The sequence below is a fragment of the uncultured Tepidimonas sp. genome, assembly GCF_938045175.1.
Classification (GTDB): domain Bacteria; phylum Pseudomonadota; class Gammaproteobacteria; order Burkholderiales; family Burkholderiaceae_C; genus Tepidimonas.
In genome coordinates this window covers 1-16,083 of record NZ_CALIND010000199.1, presented here as the reverse complement: position 1 = coordinate 16,083, position 16,083 = coordinate 1, and the positions used below count along the sequence as shown (strand labels likewise).

The window sequence follows — 16,083 nt, the reverse complement described above, 5'->3', positions numbered from 1 at the left end:
GTGCACCCCGCGCCCGGTTAAGGCGTTCAGGTAGAGCGGCAGTGTGGCGACCAGGGTCTTGCCCTCACCGGTGCGCATCTCGGCGATCTTGCCCTGGTGCAACGCGATGCCGCCGATGAGCTGCACGTCGAAGTGGCGCATCTTCATGACGCGCTTGCTCGCCTCGCGCACGGTGGCGAATGCCTCTGGCAGCAGCGCATCGAGTGACTCGCCATTGGCCAGCCGCTGGCGGAACTCGGCCGTCTTGGCCTGCAGTTGCTCGTCCGTCAGCATGGCGTACGAGGCTTCCAGCGCATTGATGCGCTCGACCGTCTTGCGGTAGCTCTTGAGCAGCCGATCGTTGCGGCTGCCGAAAATCTTGGTCAGAAAAGGGATGGCCATACAAACCCCACCGCACGGCCCGCCAGGCGTGCGGCTCAAAGAAAACGATGACGAGGTCGTCACCCCGCCCACGGCGGCGCGCAACCGATACCGAGCCCGCGGCACAGCGGCGCCCCGGGTCAGTCATATGGCCATTGTAGCCCTGTGGCAAGTCGCACCGTGGACCCTGCCGGCGCGGCTATGTCGATCGGCCCGCCACGCGCACCTGCAGCACCTGCACCTCGGCATTGGCCGCACGCGCCGCCGCCAGCAGCACGGGGGCGAGCTGGCGTACCTTGGCCGCCACCGATGGATTGGCCGCCAGCAGGCACCACACACCTTCCTCCAGCGGACCCGCCGTCACCAAGGGCCGCAGCGCCGGGGGCAAATGCACGGCCACGCGCTGTAACAGGCGGCGCGAGGCCCAGGCGCGCTCGGCCACATCCGCCAGCACCGGGTGCGCGCGCACGGCCTGTTGCAAGGTCAAGACATTTCGGGACATGTCCACCAAGTGTACGCGCAGCGCCGCGCGCGGCCTCTTGACCGATCACGGCGCTGGCAACAGCCGCAGCAGCCGTCCGGCGCCTCCACGATGCGGTAGCCAAAGTGCAATCGGCCCTCGTGCCGTGGCCGCTGCCGAAAGATGACCTGCACCTCCTGCAAGCGGGTCGCATCGGGTGCCAGCACCGCGCGCGCCAGCGCGGTCGCGTTGCCCTCTCCGTCCGCGCCGGGCTCGGCAAAACAGAAATAGAGCCAGCCAAGCCAGCGCCCAGCGGCCCACGCCACGCACGGGCGTCTGCTGCCCAACCCAAAAAACGCCAGATCACTGCCATGGGCGCAGCGTCGCCGAATGGCGGTGGGGCGTCAAGCCCGGGCAGCGGCATTTCCCTGGCGGGATGTTGGGCATCGCGCCCATCGCTTGGGGAACTTGGACGACTGGCACTCGATCAAAGAGAGTGCTAATATGGAAACCCACAGGAGAGGAGATCCCATGTCCACGACGCTTGCCCTCGCCCCGGCCACCCAGACGCTGCCGGCCGCCTCGTGGTCGAGCCGCGCGCTCGTGTTGCCACCGCTGGGCAACCTGGATGCCTACATCCGCGCCGTCAACCAGATCCCCATGCTCAGCGCGGAGGAGGAGCGCGAATGCGCCCGGCGCTGGCGCGAGCAACAGGATTTGGAGGCCGCCGGCAAGCTGGTCATGTCGCACCTGCGGCTGGTGGTGGCGATTTCGCGCCAGTACCTGGGATACGGCCTGCCGCAGGCAGACCTGATCCAGGAGGGCAACATCGGCCTGATGAAGGCTGTCAAGCGCTTCGACCCCGCGCAGGGGGTGCGACTCGTCAGCTACGCGGTGCACTGGATCAAAGCGGAGATCCACGAGTTCATCCTGCGCAACTGGCGCATGGTCAAGGTGGCCACCACCAAAGCGCAGCGCAAGCTGTTTTTCAACCTGCGCTCGCTCAAGCGCGGCTTCAAGGCCGACGCCGATGACGATGCCGTGGGGCGCGAACGCCTGACGGAGGCCGAGATCGACACCGTCGCCCGCGAATTGAACGTGCGTCGCGAAGACGTGATCGAGATGGAAGCCCGCCTGTCGGGCACGGACGTCGCGCTCGACCCGCTGCCGCAGGATGACCAAGAAGACCACCACGCCCCCATCGCGTATCTGGCCGATCAGCGCCACGAGCCGACGGCGGTGCTGGAGGCGCGCGAACGCGAGCGCCTGAGCTCGGAAGGCATCGAGCACGCGCTGGCCCAGTTGGATGAGCGTTCGCGGCGCATCGTCACGGCGCGCTGGTTGCAGGTCAAAGACGACGGCAGCGGCGGCGCCACGCTGCACGAGCTGGCAGAGGAATTCGGCGTCAGCGCCGAACGCATCCGTCAGATCGAGGCCGCGGCGCTCAAGAAGCTGCGCAAGGCGTTGGAGGCGTACGCCTAAGCCCTGGCCGGCCCCTCACTCCTCGCGCCGCAGCGCGGGGAACAAAATCACGTCGCGGATGCTGGGGCTGTCGGTCAGCAGCATGACCAGGCGGTCGATGCCGATGCCACAGCCGCCCGCCGGCGGCATGCCGTACTCCAGCGCGCGGATGTAGTCGGCGTCGAAGTACATCGCCTCGTCGTCGCCCGCGTCCTTGTTGGCCACCTGGGCGTGAAAACGGGCGGCTTGGTCTTCGGGGTCGTTGAGCTCGGAAAAGCCGTTGCCCACCTCGCGCCCGGTGATGTAGAGCTCGAAGCGCTCGGTGATGCTAGGGTCGGTGTCGCTCGCCCGCGCCAGCGGCGAAATTTCGGTCGGATGGTTGCAGATAAACGTGGGCTGCCAGAGCTTGTCCTCGACCGTCTCCTCGAAGTACAACACCTGCAGCCCGGGCAGGCTGCGGCGATCGAGCCGCTCCTTGACGGGGTCGACCCCCAGGCGGCGCAACTGCTCGCGCAACCAATCCGGGTCGTCCACGCGCTCGCCCGCGTCGGTGTGGCGCAGGATGGCTTCGCGAATGGTCAGGCGCTCGAACGGGGCGTCGAGGTCCACGTCGCGCCCCTGGTAGACCAGCCGGCCGCTGCCGCACACGGTGTGCGCTACGTGCCGGATGAGCCGCTCGGTGAAGGCCATCATGTCCACGTGGTTCCAGTACGCCGCGTAGAACTCCATCATGGTGAACTCGGGGTTGTGGCGCACACTGATCCCCTCGTTGCGGAAGTTGCGGTTGATCTCGAACACGCGATCGAACCCGCCCACCAACAGCCGCTTCAAGTACAGCTCCGGCGCGATGCGCAGGTACATGTCCTGATCGAGCGCATTGTGGTGGGTGACGAACGGCTTGGCGTTGGCCCCGCCAGGAATGGGATGCAGCATGGGGGTCTCGACCTCCAGAAACCCGTGCTGCACCATGAAGTCGCGCACCGCGGTGACGGCCTGGCTGCGCGCCACGAAGCGCTGGCGAGCCGCGACGTCGGTCATCAGGTCGACGTAGCGCTGGCGGACCTTGAGCTCCGGGTCATGGACGCCATGGAACTTGTCCGGCAGCGGGCGCAGGCTTTTGACGATCAAGCGCAGGCGGTCGGCTTTGATCGAGAGCTCACCCGTACGGGTTTTGAACACCGTGCCTTCGGCGTACAGGATATCGCCGAGATCCCAGTGTTTGAAGCTTTCATAGGTGGCCTCGCCCAGTGTATCCTTGGTCAGGTAGAGCTGGATGCGCCCCCCGGTCGGGCCGAACGAGGCGTCCTGGATGGTGGCAAAACTGGCCTTTCCCATGACGCGCTTGAGCATCATGCGCCCAGCGACGCTCACGCGCGCCTGCAGGGGTTCGAGCAGCTCGTTGCTCATGTGGCCGTATTCGGCCTGCAACCCTTCGGCCGTGTGTTGCGGACGCACGTCGTTGGGGAACGCGGGCCCCGCCCCCTGCGCGGCGGCGGCGCGCAGCGCCTGCAGCTTTTCGCGGCGCTCGGCCATCAGCTGGTTTTCGCTGGCGCCGTCGGCGGGGGGTCGATGCTCGTGATCGGTCATGGCTGTGCACGAAAAGAAAGGGTCCTGCGGTGGGTACCGCAAAACCCTCGATTGTAGGCTCCGCCCGGGATCGACCCGCCGTCGGTGGGTGCCCAGCTGCGTAGCCCCGAGTGTCAGGCGATCGCGGCTTCGCCCAGGTACGCCGCGCGCACCTTGGGGTCGTCCAGCATGGCTTTGGCCTCACCGACCATGATGATCTCGCCCGAGTCCATGACGTAGCCCCGGTCAGCCACCTGCAGCGCGCGGCGAGCGTTTTGCTCCACCAACAGCACGGTCACGCCCTGCGCGTGCACGTCGCGCACCACCTCGAAGATTTTGTCCACCATGATGGGCGACAGGCCCATCGACGGCTCGTCGAGCAGCAGCAGCTTCGGCCGGCTCATGAGGGCGCGTGCCATGGCCAGCATCTGTTGCTCCCCGCCCGACATGGTGCCCGCGAGCTGGTCACGGCGCTCCTTCAGGCGCGGAAACAGCTCGAACATGCGGTCGATGTCACGCTGGATCTCGGCCTTGTCGGTGCGCACGTACGCGCCCATGAGCAGGTTTTCGGTGATGGTCATGCGCGTGAACACGCCTCGCCCCTCGGGCACCATGGCCAGGCCGCGCTTGACCAAGTCCCACGAACCCATACCGCGAATGGGCTGGCCCTGGTAGGTGATATCACCGGCCTCGGCCAACAACATGCCGGTGATGGCCTTCATGGTCGTGGTCTTGCCCGCGCCGTTGGAGCCGATCAGGGTCACCAGCTCGCCCTCGCGCACCTCCAGATCGATACCCTTGACGGCCTTGATGCCGCCATACGAAACCTTCAGACCCGTGACTTTGAGCAGGGTATTGGCCATTTCAGTGTCCTCCGGTGCCCAGGTAGGCCTCGATGACCTTGGGATTGCGCTGCACCTCGGCCGGTGTGCCCTCGGCGAGCTGCTTGCCGTAGTCGAGCACGGTGACGCGGTCGCACAGCCCCATGACGAGCTTGACGTCGTGCTCGATGAGCAGGATCGTGCGGTTGTCGTGGCGGATGCGGTCGATCAGCTCGCGCAGCTGCACCTTTTCGGTGGCGTTCATGCCCGCGGCCGGTTCATCCAGCGCGATCAGCTTGGGGTCGGTCGCCAACGCACGCGCGATCTCGAGGCGCCGCTGGTCGCCGTACGACAGCGTGCGCGCCTTGTAGTCGGCGTACTTGGCGATACCCACGTACTCCAGCAGCTCCATGGCCCGCTCGGCGATGGCTTTTTCTTCGCCCTTGAAGCGCGGCGTGCGCAGGATGGCGTCGATGATGTTGGAGCGCGTGCGCACATGCCGGCCGACCATGACGTTTTCGAGCACGGTCATTTCGGCAAACAGGCGGATGTTTTGAAAGGTGCGCGCAATGCCCGCCTTGGCCACCTCATGCACCGCCGTCGGGGTGTACGGTTTGCCGTCGAGCTCGAAGGTGCCGCTGTCAGGCGTGTACAGCCCGGTCAGCACGTTGAAGAACGTCGTCTTGCCCGCGCCGTTGGGGCCGATCAGGCCATAGACCTGGCCGCGCTTGATTTCGATGCCGACGTCCGAGAGCGCCTGCAGACCGCCGAAGCGCTTGGAGACGCCGCTGACTTTGAGAATGGTGTCGGTCATGTCGGGCTCCTCACTTGCTCAGCGATTTGCCATGCTCGGGCGCGGGCCACAGGCCGCGCGGGCGCAACAGCATGACGATGATCATGGCCAGCGCGATGAGCAGCTGACGCAGGATCTCGGGCGCGAGCCGCCCGTCGGTCAGATGGTGCAGCGGCCCCGCCATATGGCGCAGCAGCTCGGGCAAGCCCGCCAGCAACAGCGCACCCAAGATCACGCCCGGGATGTGGCCCAGCCCCCCCAGCACCACCATGGCCACGATCATCACCGACTCCATCAGGATGAACGACTCGGGATACACCCCACGCATGAGCGAGGCAAACAGCACACCGGCCACGCCACCGAAGGTGGCGCTGGTGCCAAACGCTGCCAGCTTCAGGTTGCGCGTGTTGATGCCCATCGCCTTGGCAGCGATTTCATCCTCGCGAATCGCCATCCAGGCGCGGCCGATGCGCGAATCCTGCAAGCGATACGCCACCACCACCGTCAGCACCACGAAGAACAGAATCAAGTAGTAATACAGCGTGACCGACTGGAAAGTGAAGGTCCAATCGCCGAGCGACATCTGCAGTGGCTGCGCCATGTTGTGGCCGAACACCGTCACCGCATCGACGCCCGCGATACCCTTGGGTCCATTGGTGATGTTGATCGGGCGGTCCAGGTTGAGCATGAAGATACGCACGATCTCGCCGAACCCCAGCGTCACGATCGCCAGATAGTCACCGCGCAGCTTGAGCACCGGGTAGCCCAACAGCAGGCCCGTCAAGCCCGCCAGTAGCGCTGCCAGGAAGATCACGATCCAGAAGCTGATGTGCAGCCCGTTGGGGAACATCGCGGCGATGGCGGGAAAGTTGTCCGCCAAGTGACTCGACGCGAGCAGGGCGTACAGGTAGGCGCCGACGGCGAAGAACGCGATGAAGCCCAGATCAAGCAGGCCGGCGAAGCCCACCACGATATTGAGGCCCAACGCCAGCATCACGTACAGCAGCGCCACGTCGACGATGCGCACCCACGAATTGCTGCCGGTGGCTTGCAACAGCAGCGGCAGCACCAGCAGGCCAACGGCCGCCAGCGCGAACACCATCAGCTTGGTAGAGGTTTTCGATTGACTCATGTTCATCTCCTTGCGTGCGGCCACGTCAGGCACGATCCGCCACGCGCTCGCCCAGCAGGCCGGAGGGGCGGAAGATCAGCACGATGGCCAGCACGATGAAGGCGAAAATGTCGGAGTACTGGCTGCCCAGAAAGCCGCCGGTCAGCGGCCCCAGATAGCCCGCCCCGAGCGACTCGATGAGGCCCAGCGAGATGCCGCCGACGACTGCCCCCGCCAAGTTGCCAATACCGCCAAAGACGGCCGCAACGAACGCCTTGAGGCCCGGCATGAAGCCCATGGAATGCTGCACCGTGCCATAGTTGGACGCCCACATGATGCCCGCAATGGCCGCGAGCATCGCACCGATGATGAAGGTGGCGGAGATCACCACGTCGGGCTTGATGCCCATGAGGCCAGCCACTCGCGGGTTTTCCGCCGTGGCACGCATCGCACGCCCCAGGTTGGTCCTGTTGACCACGAACATCAGCAGCGACAACACAATGGCCGTCGTGGCCAGAATCATCACCTGCGTCGGCGAGATCACCGCGCCGCCCAGATGGAAAGGTTCGCTCGGCAGCAGCGTCGGGTACGACTTGGGGTTGGGCTTCCAGATGATCATCGCCAGCGTCTGCAGCAAGATGCTCATACCGATGGCGGTGATCAGGGGCGCCAGCCGGGGGGAGTTGCGCAGCGGCTTGTACGCGAGCTTTTCGATCGAGAAGTTGAGCACCGCGCACACCACCATCGAAATGAGTGCGGCCAAGATCAGCAACGCCCAACCGGGCATGCCGGGCATGGCCTCGCGCGCCTGAACGATGATGGTCCAGCTGGTCAGCGCGCCAATCATGAGCACGTCACCATGGGCGAAATTGATCAGCCCGATGATGCCGTACACCATGGTGTAGCCCAGCGCCACCAGCGCGTACATGCTGCCCAGGACCAGACCATTGATGATCTGCTGTAGCAATACATCCATGAGAGCTCTCCGTGATGAGGAACCACCAACCCCAGCGGCGGCTGGCCACCCGGGCTAGCAAAAAACCCGCCAGTTCCGGCCGGGATCGGGCCTTGGGGCGGGTTCGGTGGGCGCGATTGTAGCCAAGGGCCCGTGGCGTACCGCTGCGTGTTTGCCCTAGGCTGCCCGTCAAAACCTAGGGTTTACCCTGCAAACTTCGGGCCGCCGACACCTGTTGTACGACTTTCATCAATACAAGTGACGGAACATTAGTCCGGCTTATTTAGCATCCTCCACCGGCGCCTGACCCGCCACGGCCTGCGCTTGACGCGCCCGCAGCTCGGCCAGTCGCTCGCCGATGCGGATCTCCAAACCACGAGGCACCGGTTGATAAAACGTGGCCGACACGCCGTCGGGGAAGTAGCGCTCGCCCGCGGCGAAGGCATCGGGTTCGTCGTGCGCATAGCGATAGCCTTCACCGTGACCCAGTGCCTTCATGAGCCGCGTGGGTGCATTGCGCAGGTGCAGCGGCACCGGCCGGGTGCCCTCGCGCGCCACGAAGGTGCGCGCCGTCTGATACGCCCGGTAGACGGCATTGCTCTTGGGCGCCACCGCCAGGTAAACCGTGGCCTCGGCGAGCGCCAACTCGCCTTCGGGACTGCCCAGGCGCTCATATACCTCCGCTGCGTCGAGCGCCAGGCGCAGCGCGCGCGGGTCGGCCAGCCCGATGTCCTCGGCGGCCATGCGGATCAGGCGCCGTGCCAGGTAGCGCGGATCGGCCCCACCGTCGAGCATGCGCACCAGCCAGTACAGCGCCGCATCCGGATCCGAGCCGCGCACGCTTTTGTGCAGCGCGCTGATGGTGTCGTAGAACTGGTCACCGCCCTTGTCGTAGCGGCGCAGGCGCTCGCCCAGCGTGCGCAGCAACCAGGCCTCATCCACCCCCGACAGGCCTTGGGCTCGCGCGGTCATGGCGACCGTCTCCAGCGTGTTCAGCAGTCGCCTGGCGTCGCCGTCGGCGTAAGCCACCAGCCGCTGGCGGGCCGCCGCGTCCAGCGCGGGCACTTCTGCCGTGGCCAGTGCGCGGTCGATCAAGGCTTGCAAGTCGGCATCGGCCAGCGGCTGCAGTACATACACGGTCGCGCGCGACAGCAGCGCGGCGTTGACTTCGAAACTGGGGTTTTCCGTCGTGGCACCGACGAAGGTGAACAGGCCGCTTTCCACGTGCGGCAAAAACGCGTCCTGCTGTGCTTTGTTGAAGCGGTGCACCTCGTCGACGAAAACGATGGTGGGCTGGGGATGCAGCCCGGCACGCGCGGCTTCGGCCCGCTCGACCGCATCCCGGATATCTTTCACGCCGCCCAGCACCGCGCTGATGGCGATGAACTGGGCATCGAACGCGTCGGCCATCAAGCGCGCCAGCGTCGTCTTGCCCACACCAGGCGGCCCCCACAGGATGCAGCTGTGCGGTCGGCCACTCTCGAAGGCCAGCCGCAGCGGCATGCCGTCGCCGAGCAGGTGGGCCTGACCGACGACCTCGCCCAGGCTGCGCGGGCGCAGCCGCTCGGCCAGCGGGACGTGCGTGACCGCGGTCACGGACGCAGCACCTCGGCCCCCGGGGGCGGCTGGAAGCGAAAGCTCGCTGCGGTCAAACCCGCTGCCCGCTCCAGCGGACCGAAGCGCATGACCGAGCGCTGGCCAAAGCTGTCCAGAATGTCGAGCACTTCGAGTTCGCCTTGCCGAAAGCCGATGCGGATGCGCTGCACCTGGCCATCGCGCGCCTTGGGCACCGCCTCCACCCAGCGCAGACCGTCTTGCGGCGGGGCTTCGGACAGCGTAAACGCCTGGCGCACCGAGCGCAGGTCGGCTGCCGCGGCCAACAGCGCCGCCGGCGTGTTGCCCAGCACCTCGGCCTGACGGCGCGCCGTGACCTGGTTGAGGTCCGGGTCGTACAGCCACAGCGTCTGCCCATCGGCCACGATGAGCTGCTCGAATGGCTGCGTGTAATGAAAACGGAAGCGGTCCGGGCGCAAAAAGGTGAACTCCCCCCGGCTGGTGCGGGTGCGGGCCACGGTTTCCCCATCGCGCAGCGGGGCCGTCACCGTTTGCGTAAACGTTGCCCGCCCCTGCTGTACACCAGCCAGGAATGCCTCCAACTCACGCAAGCCGTCAGCGGCGTGCGCGGGCCACGCGAGCCATCCCGCAGCGGCCAGTGAGGCGGTCAGGGTCGACAAAACACGGCGTCGGTTCATGGGTGTTGGAAGCTTTGAAGGGGGTGCGGGTTCCGATGGGCGTTGTCACGCGCTCACTCGGGCCGCGAACCCACCAGAATGTCGCGCTGGCCGCTGGCGGTCAACGCACTGACCAAGCCGGCTTTTTCCATATCCTCCAGCAGCCGCGCGGCCCGGTTATAGCCGATCTTGAGCTTGCGCTGCACATAGCTGATGCTGGCCTTGCGGTCCTGCAGCACGATGGCCACCGCCTGGTCGTACAGCGGGTCCTTTTCGCCTGCGGCATCGCCCTCGCCCGCCGCGTCCGGCCCGCCCAGGCCATCGCCGCCGGCGTGTTCCAGCACGTCGTCGATGTAGTCGGGCTCGCCGTAGCGTTCCTTCAAAAACGCCACCACGCGGTGCACCTCGTCGTCGCTGACGAAAGCGCCGTGCACCCGGGTCGGGAACCCCGTGCCGGCGGGCAGGTAGAGCATGTCGCCCATGCCGAGCAGGGCTTCGGCACCCATCTGGTCCAGGATGGTGCGGCTGTCGATGCGGCTGCTGACTTGGAAGCTGATGCGCGTCGGGATATTGGCCTTGATAAGGCCGGTGATGACGTCCACGCTGGGCCGCTGGGTGGCCAGAATGAGGTGGATGCCCGCAGCGCGCGCCTTTTGCGCCAGGCGGGCAATGAGCTCCTCGATCTTTTTGCCCACCACCATCATCAGGTCTGCCAGCTCGTCGATGACGACGACGAGGTAGGGCAAGCGCTGCAGCGGCTCGGGCGCTTCGGGCGTGAGGCTAAACGGGTTGGGAATGGATTCGCCGCGGGCCGCGGCGTCGTCGATCTTGGCGTTGTAGCCGGCCAGGTTGCGCACGCCCAGCTTGCTCATGAGGCGGTAGCGCTTTTCCATCTCGGCCACGCACCAGTTCAGGCCGTTGGCGGCCTGCTTCATGTCGGTCACTACGGGCGCGATCAGGTGCGGGATGCCTTCGTAGACGCTGAGCTCGAGCATCTTGGGGTCGATCAGCAGCAGCCGCACATCTTTCGGCTCGGCCTTGTACAGCAGGCTCAGGATCATGGCGTTGATACCCACCGATTTGCCCGAGCCGGTAGTACCCGCCACCAGACAGTGCGGCATCTTGGCCAGATCGGCCACCACCGGATGGCCCGCGATGTCCTTGCCCAAGCCCAGCGTGAGCAGGCTCTTGGCCTCGTGGTACACCTGCGAGCCCAGAATCTCGCTCAGATGGATGGTCTGGCGGCGCGCGTTGGGCAGCTCGAGTGCCATCAGGCTCTTGCCCGGAATCGTCTCGATCACGCGGATCGACACCAGCGACAGCGAACGCGCCAAATCCTTGGCCAGGTTGACGATCTGTGAGCCTTTGACGCCAGTGGCAGGCTCGATCTCGTAGCGCGTGATGACGGGACCGGGCTGGGCCGCCACCACCCTCACCTCGACCCCGAAGTCGGCGAGCTTTTTCTCGATCAGGCGGCTGGTCATCTCCAGCGTCTCGGGCGCCACGGTCGTGGGCTGGCGCGCCGGCGGGTCGAGCAGATCCAACCGTGGCAGCGGCGATTCGCCCTCGGCGAATAGGGCTTGCTGGCGTTCCTTGACGACGCGCGCGCTGGGCTCGACGGCGGCAGCCGCGGGCTCGATCTGCAGCCGCGCGCTCTTGGGCGGTGTCGGGGGCGGTGCCTCGTCGCTCGTCGCCGACGCGGTGTCGGCATCGGACGTCGGCACAGCCGCAGCGTCCGGCGGCAGATGCGGTTCGTGCGCGGGGTGGGCCGCGCGCGCCGCGGCTTCTTCGCGCCCGCGCTCGCGCGCCGCCCGCTGGCCGATGCGCACATCCTCGTCACGCTCGCGGCGCTCGCGCCAGGCTTCGATCCCATGGTCGATCGCCGCGCCCACGCGCTCGGCCACCTGCGCCCACGAAAAGCGCAACACCACCGCCACCGACACCGCCCACACGCCAATCGCCACCAGGGCGGACCCCGTCTCGCCCAGCCAGCGCACCGCCACCGGCCCGGCCAGCGCACCGACCACGCCACCGGCGACATGGCCGGGCAACCACGCGTCCCAGTGATACAGCCGGCTCCACTCGATGACGCAGCTCGACAACATCAGCAACACCAGCGCCAGCGCGTAGCCCAGACCCCGCCACAGCGGCGTGCGCCACCACGGCACGGGTGCTTGGGGTGGCTGTGTCGGCGCCGCGCGCAGCCAGCGCGCCAGCCCGGCCAGCCACGCGCGCGCGGCGGCCAGCAACAGCCACCAAACCGACGCGCCGAAGACGTAGTACCCGATATCGGCCACCCAGGCGCCGAGCCGCCCCCCCCAGTTGCGCCACCCCACCCCCGTGCCCGAGGTGGACCATGCGGGATCGGCGGGATGGTGACTGATCATCGCCAGCCACCAAAACCCCAGCACCACGGCCCCCAACAGCAAGGCGATCTCTTGCGCAAAACGCATCCAGCCCCGGCCGGGCGCGGCCAGATCGGCGTTGAGGGCATTGACGGATCGACTCATGGGGACAGACGAAGGTTGATGCGCACCCCGAAGCTTAACCCGGCTTGGCACCCGCCGACGACCACCCGTGCACCCATGGTCATGACCAGACCCATGCCCGGCGCGGCCGACGTCTCCGTACAATCGGGCGTATGACGACCCATGCCCACGTGCTCATTCTCGGCTCCGGCCCGGCCGGTTATACCGCCGCCATCTATGCGGCGCGCGCCAACCTGAAACCGGTGCTCATCACCGGGCTGGCGCAAGGCGGCCAACTCATGACCACCACCGAGGTGGACAACTGGCCTGCCGACGTGCACGGGGTGCAGGGGCCGGAGCTGATGCAGCGCTTCCAACAGCACGCCGAGCGCTTCGCCACCCAGATCGTTTTCGACCACATCCACACCGTGGACTTGTCGCGCCGCCCCTTCACCCTCACGGGCGACAGCGGCACCTACACGTGTGACGCCCTCATCGTCGCCACCGGCGCCTCGGCCAAATACCTGGGCCTGCCCTCCGAGCAGGCGTTCATGGGGAAAGGCGTCAGCGCTTGCGCCACCTGCGACGGCTTTTTCTACCGTGGCCAAGACGTGTGCGTGGTCGGCGGCGGCAACACCGCGGTCGAAGAAGCGCTGTACCTGTCCAACATCGCGCGCAAAGTCACGCTCATTCACCGCCGCGACACGTTCCGCGCCGAGGCCATCATGGTCGACAAGCTGATGGAAAAGGTGCGCGAGGGAAAGATCGAACTCAAGCTGTGGCACGTGCTCGACGAGGTACTCGGGGACGCCAGTGGAGTGACCGGCGTGCGCATCCGCCACGTACAGACCGACGCCACCGAAGAGCTGGCGCTGCAAGGCGTCTTCATCGCCATCGGACACAGCCCCAACACGCAGATCTTCCAAGGCCAGCTCGAGATGAAAGACGGCTACATCGTCACCCGCGGCGGGCAAGAGGGCTTTGCCACCATGACCAGCGTACCAGGCGTGTTTGCCGCTGGCGACGTGGCCGACCACGTCTACCGCCAGGCCATCACCAGTGCCGGCACGGGCTGTATGGCGGCGCTGGACGCGCAGCGCTTTCTGGAACAGCAATCCGCCTGAGGCCGCCGCGCAGGACACCCACTGCGCGAGCCGTTATAATCTTGGGTTTGCTGCTGACTGGTGGCAGCAGACTGGTAGCAGCAATTGGGCCGCTTGCGAGCCGGAGCCGTCCACACGGCGTGAATCCTTTTCCAACAGGCACTCCACGTGTGGCAGGCGGCGCAACACAGGACGCAAGCGAGGTGCAGCCCTGGCCCACCAGGCCGGGGCGGCTTACATTTTTTCTGGAGTGGCCAACATGGCACGCGTGTGCGAAGTCACGGGCAAAAAGCCCATGGTGGGGAACAACGTCTCCCACGCCAACAACAAAACCAAGCGCCGGTTCCTGCCGAACCTGCAAACCCGCCGTTTCTGGGTCGAGAGCGAAAACCGCTGGGTGCGGCTGCGCGTCTCGGGCGCGGCGCTGCGCCTGATCGACAAAGTCGGCATCGATGCCGTGCTCGCCGACCTGCGTGCCCGCGGTCAGGCCTGATCACCACATAGGAGTCCATCATGGCTGCCAAAGGCGGACGCGAAAAAATCAAGCTGGAATCCACCGCGGGGACCGGCCACTTCTACACCACCACCAAGAACAAAAAGACGACGCCGGACAAGCTGTCGTTCATGAAGTTCGACCCGGTGGCGCGCAAGCACGTCGAGTACAAGGAAACCAAGCTCAAGTGAGCATCGGCCGGTCCCGGCCGGCGACGATCGTTTCCCACCCATAAAAAAACCGCCAGCGCTGCTGGCGGTTTTTGTTTTTAGACGGCCACCGTGTTCATGCAGGCGAAGCCGTGTTTATGCGGGCGGCGCGCAGCCGTTGGGCAAAGTCACGCAGCGCCTGGATGCCGCTGGCTTCGGCGCGCTGAATCCACGCCTGCAACTCGCGCGCCATTTGTTCGCGCGTGAGCGTGCTGTCACTCCAGAGTCGGCGCAGCTCCTCGCGCATGGCATGCATGGTGGCCAGCGTCGGCGCGGCGTGCAGCACCTGCTGCAGCCGCTCGCGCACCGGCGTGGGCACGTGATCGGTGTCGCGGTGCAGCCAACGCCGCGCCAACTTCAGCAGCGACTCGTCACCCACCTGAGCACGCAGCGACGCCCACTCCGCGCGCATGGCGGCGCGCATCTCGCGCGCGTATCGGGCCATGACTTCGTAGCGGTTGGCCACGATGGCTTCCAGCGTCTGTTCATCCGGCACCGGCTTGACATCGCCAAACGCCAACTTGGGCGGCACCTTCTTCGGCGTGGCCAGCCCCAGTTTGGCCAGCGCCTGGATGTAGAGCCAGCCGATGTCGAACTCGTAGGGCTTGACGGAAAACTTGGCCGAGGTCGGAAAGGTGTGGTGGTTGTTGTGCAGCTCCTCACCGCCGATGATCACCCCCCAGGGCGACACGTTGGTGCTGGCGTCGGGCGCCTCGAAGTTGCGATACCCCCAGTAGTGGCCGATGCCGTTGATGACGCCCGCCGCCCAGAACGGGATCCACACCATCTGCACCGCCCACACGGCCAGACCCGCAGCACCGAACAGCACCACATCCAGGATCAGCATCAGGCTCACGCCCAGGCGCGAATGGCGGGTGTACAGATGGCGCTCGATCCAGTCGTCGGGCGTGCCGTGCCCGTAGCGGCGCAGGGTGTCCGGGTTTTTCGCCTCGGCCCGGTACAGCTCGGCGCCTTCCCAGAACACCTTGCGGATGCCAAACACCTGCGGACTGTGTGGGTCGCCCTCTTGCTCGCACTTGGCGTGGTGCTTGCGGTGAATGGCCGCCCACTCCTTGGTAACCATGCCGGTGGTCAGCCACAGCCAGAAGCGGAAGAAGTGCGACACCACCGGGTGCAGATCCAGCGCGCGGTGCGCCTGGTGGCGGTGCAAAAACAGCGTGACGCTGACGATGGTGATGTGCGTCATCACCAGGGTGAACAGAACGATCTGCCACCACGAGGCTGCGGTCAGCCCCTGGGCCAGGAAGTCGATGAACGCGCTCCAGGCCGATTCCATTGCAAACATGCGATACCTTTGACAAACTCGACACGCCACTTGCCGCGCGGAGCTCAGCCCATGGTGAGCTGCCACCGCACCCAGTGACCAATCCATTGTAGGGGCAGACGGGCCGTTCACCAAGAGGGCGGGCCACCGTTGGGCGGATGGGGAAGCCCGTTGGGGCGCCTGCGCGGGTATCGACGGACAGCAGCCGCCCACGAGATACTGTTTTTATGTACAGTATCGGTATGCCGCTGCCGTTGCCTCGCCCCGACGTCTGGTGGGCCGACCAGCTCGCCCCCAGCGAACAGCCGACCACCCCGACCGGATGGTCGGCGCTCGATGCCGCCCTGCCGGGGCGCGGTTGGCCATTGGGCGCGTTGATCGAATGTGCCGTGGCCCCAGAGGCGCTGCCGTGGCGGCTGCTGCAGCCCGCGTTGCGAGCGGCCGCAGCACACGGCCCGATCGTCCTGATCGGCCTGCCGCTGGAGCCCCACGCCGCCGCCTGGGCGGCCCAGGGGGTGGAACCCTCACGGCTGCTGCGCGTGCACACGCACACCGATGCCGATGCCCTGTGGGCGGCCGAGCAGGTGCTGCGCTGCCCCGATGGCGCTGTGTGCTGGGTGCACGCCCGTCAGCCCACGGTGGCATGGATGCGGCGGCTGCAGCTAGCGGCTGCCGCGGCGCGGCGCGACACCACACGCCCCGGCGCCTGGCCCGCGCCACTGGTGTTGGCCAGCGTGGAGGACACGCGCGCCCTGCCTGCTTCGGCC

Annotated in this window: 15 protein-coding genes and 2 pseudogenes; 5 read left to right on the top strand and 12 right to left on the bottom strand. The window is 66.5% G+C overall.

The window, feature by feature from the left end; translation table 11 throughout:
* From secA to Q0716_RS10540, 3 genes and pseudogenes are all read right to left on the bottom strand, one after another.
* Positions 1-381: pseudogene (gene secA, locus Q0716_RS10550) on the bottom strand (preprotein translocase subunit SecA); the annotation flags it as partial.
* Positions 382-559: 178 nt separating this feature from the next.
* Positions 560-862, bottom strand: a complete 303-nt coding sequence (locus Q0716_RS10545) for a hypothetical protein (RefSeq protein ID WP_299023039.1) — start codon at positions 860-862, stop codon at positions 560-562.
* Positions 844-1,146 (bottom strand): PQQ-dependent sugar dehydrogenase, encoded by a 303-nt coding sequence (locus Q0716_RS10540; RefSeq protein WP_299023038.1) that lies wholly within the window; start codon positions 1,144-1,146, stop codon positions 844-846. Before Q0716_RS10540 ends, Q0716_RS10545 begins: the two co-directional genes overlap by 19 nt.
* A 205-nt stretch (positions 1,147-1,351) precedes the next feature.
* Between Q0716_RS10540 and rpoH the strand changes: the two genes are divergently transcribed.
* On the top strand, positions 1,352-2,302 hold the full coding sequence (rpoH, locus tag Q0716_RS10535; RefSeq protein ID WP_299023035.1) for an RNA polymerase sigma factor RpoH: 951 nt from the start codon (positions 1,352-1,354) through the stop codon (positions 2,300-2,302).
* A gap of 15 nt (positions 2,303-2,317) precedes the next feature.
* Here the strand turns inward: rpoH and lysS are convergent, their stop codons facing one another.
* From lysS to Q0716_RS10495, 8 genes are all read right to left on the bottom strand, one after another.
* Complete coding sequence (lysS, locus tag Q0716_RS10530; RefSeq protein ID WP_299023033.1) at positions 2,318-3,868, bottom strand: lysine--tRNA ligase; 1,551 nt, start codon at positions 3,866-3,868, stop codon at positions 2,318-2,320.
* Positions 3,869-3,981: 113 nt separating this feature from the next.
* A complete protein-coding gene (locus Q0716_RS10525) occupies positions 3,982-4,710 on the bottom strand; it encodes an ABC transporter ATP-binding protein (protein WP_299023029.1) in 729 nt (242 codons plus the stop codon).
* A 1-nt stretch (position 4,711) separates the two neighbouring features.
* Positions 4,712-5,482, bottom strand: a complete 771-nt coding sequence (locus tag Q0716_RS10520; protein ID WP_299023028.1) for an ABC transporter ATP-binding protein — start codon at positions 5,480-5,482, stop codon at positions 4,712-4,714.
* 10 nt (positions 5,483-5,492) lie between these two features.
* A complete protein-coding gene (locus Q0716_RS10515) occupies positions 5,493-6,593 on the bottom strand; it encodes an ABC transporter ATP-binding protein (protein WP_299023026.1) in 1,101 nt (366 codons plus the stop codon).
* 25 nt (positions 6,594-6,618) lie between these two features.
* On the bottom strand, positions 6,619-7,548 hold the full coding sequence (locus Q0716_RS10510) for a branched-chain amino acid ABC transporter permease (protein WP_299023025.1): 930 nt from the start codon (positions 7,546-7,548) through the stop codon (positions 6,619-6,621).
* A gap of 258 nt (positions 7,549-7,806) precedes the next feature.
* Positions 7,807-9,123 (bottom strand): replication-associated recombination protein A, encoded by a 1,317-nt coding sequence (locus tag Q0716_RS10505; protein ID WP_299023023.1) that lies wholly within the window; start codon positions 9,121-9,123, stop codon positions 7,807-7,809.
* Positions 9,120-9,779: an outer membrane lipoprotein chaperone LolA gene (lolA, locus tag Q0716_RS10500; RefSeq protein WP_299023022.1), complete on the bottom strand. Its 660-nt coding sequence runs from the start codon at positions 9,777-9,779 to the stop codon at positions 9,120-9,122. Before lolA ends, Q0716_RS10505 begins: the two co-directional genes overlap by 4 nt.
* Before the next feature lie 53 nt (positions 9,780-9,832).
* The gene (locus tag Q0716_RS10495; protein ID WP_299023020.1) at positions 9,833-12,268 is read right to left on the bottom strand and encodes a DNA translocase FtsK; all 2,436 of its coding nucleotides are present in this window, start codon (positions 12,266-12,268) and stop codon (positions 9,833-9,835) included.
* A gap of 131 nt (positions 12,269-12,399) precedes the next feature.
* Between Q0716_RS10495 and trxB the strand changes: the two genes are divergently transcribed.
* From trxB to rpmG, 3 genes are all read left to right on the top strand, one after another.
* Positions 12,400-13,350: a thioredoxin-disulfide reductase gene (gene trxB / locus Q0716_RS10490; protein ID WP_299023019.1), complete on the top strand. Its 951-nt coding sequence runs from the start codon at positions 12,400-12,402 to the stop codon at positions 13,348-13,350.
* A gap of 238 nt (positions 13,351-13,588) precedes the next feature.
* Complete coding sequence (gene rpmB, locus Q0716_RS10485; RefSeq protein WP_043698877.1) at positions 13,589-13,822, top strand: 50S ribosomal protein L28; 234 nt, start codon at positions 13,589-13,591, stop codon at positions 13,820-13,822.
* Positions 13,823-13,842: 20 nt separating this feature from the next.
* Positions 13,843-14,013, top strand: coding sequence for a 50S ribosomal protein L33 (gene rpmG / locus Q0716_RS10480; protein WP_143901721.1), 171 nt, complete (start codon positions 13,843-13,845; stop codon positions 14,011-14,013).
* A gap of 94 nt (positions 14,014-14,107) precedes the next feature.
* Here the strand turns inward: rpmG and Q0716_RS10475 are convergent, their stop codons facing one another.
* The gene (locus tag Q0716_RS10475; RefSeq protein ID WP_299023010.1) at positions 14,108-15,337 is read right to left on the bottom strand and encodes a fatty acid desaturase; all 1,230 of its coding nucleotides are present in this window, start codon (positions 15,335-15,337) and stop codon (positions 14,108-14,110) included.
* A 206-nt stretch (positions 15,338-15,543) separates the two neighbouring features.
* On the opposite strand from Q0716_RS10475, the pseudogene Q0716_RS10470 reads away from it, so the two are divergent.
* A pseudogene (locus tag Q0716_RS10470) lies at positions 15,544-16,083 on the top strand (hypothetical protein); the annotation flags it as partial.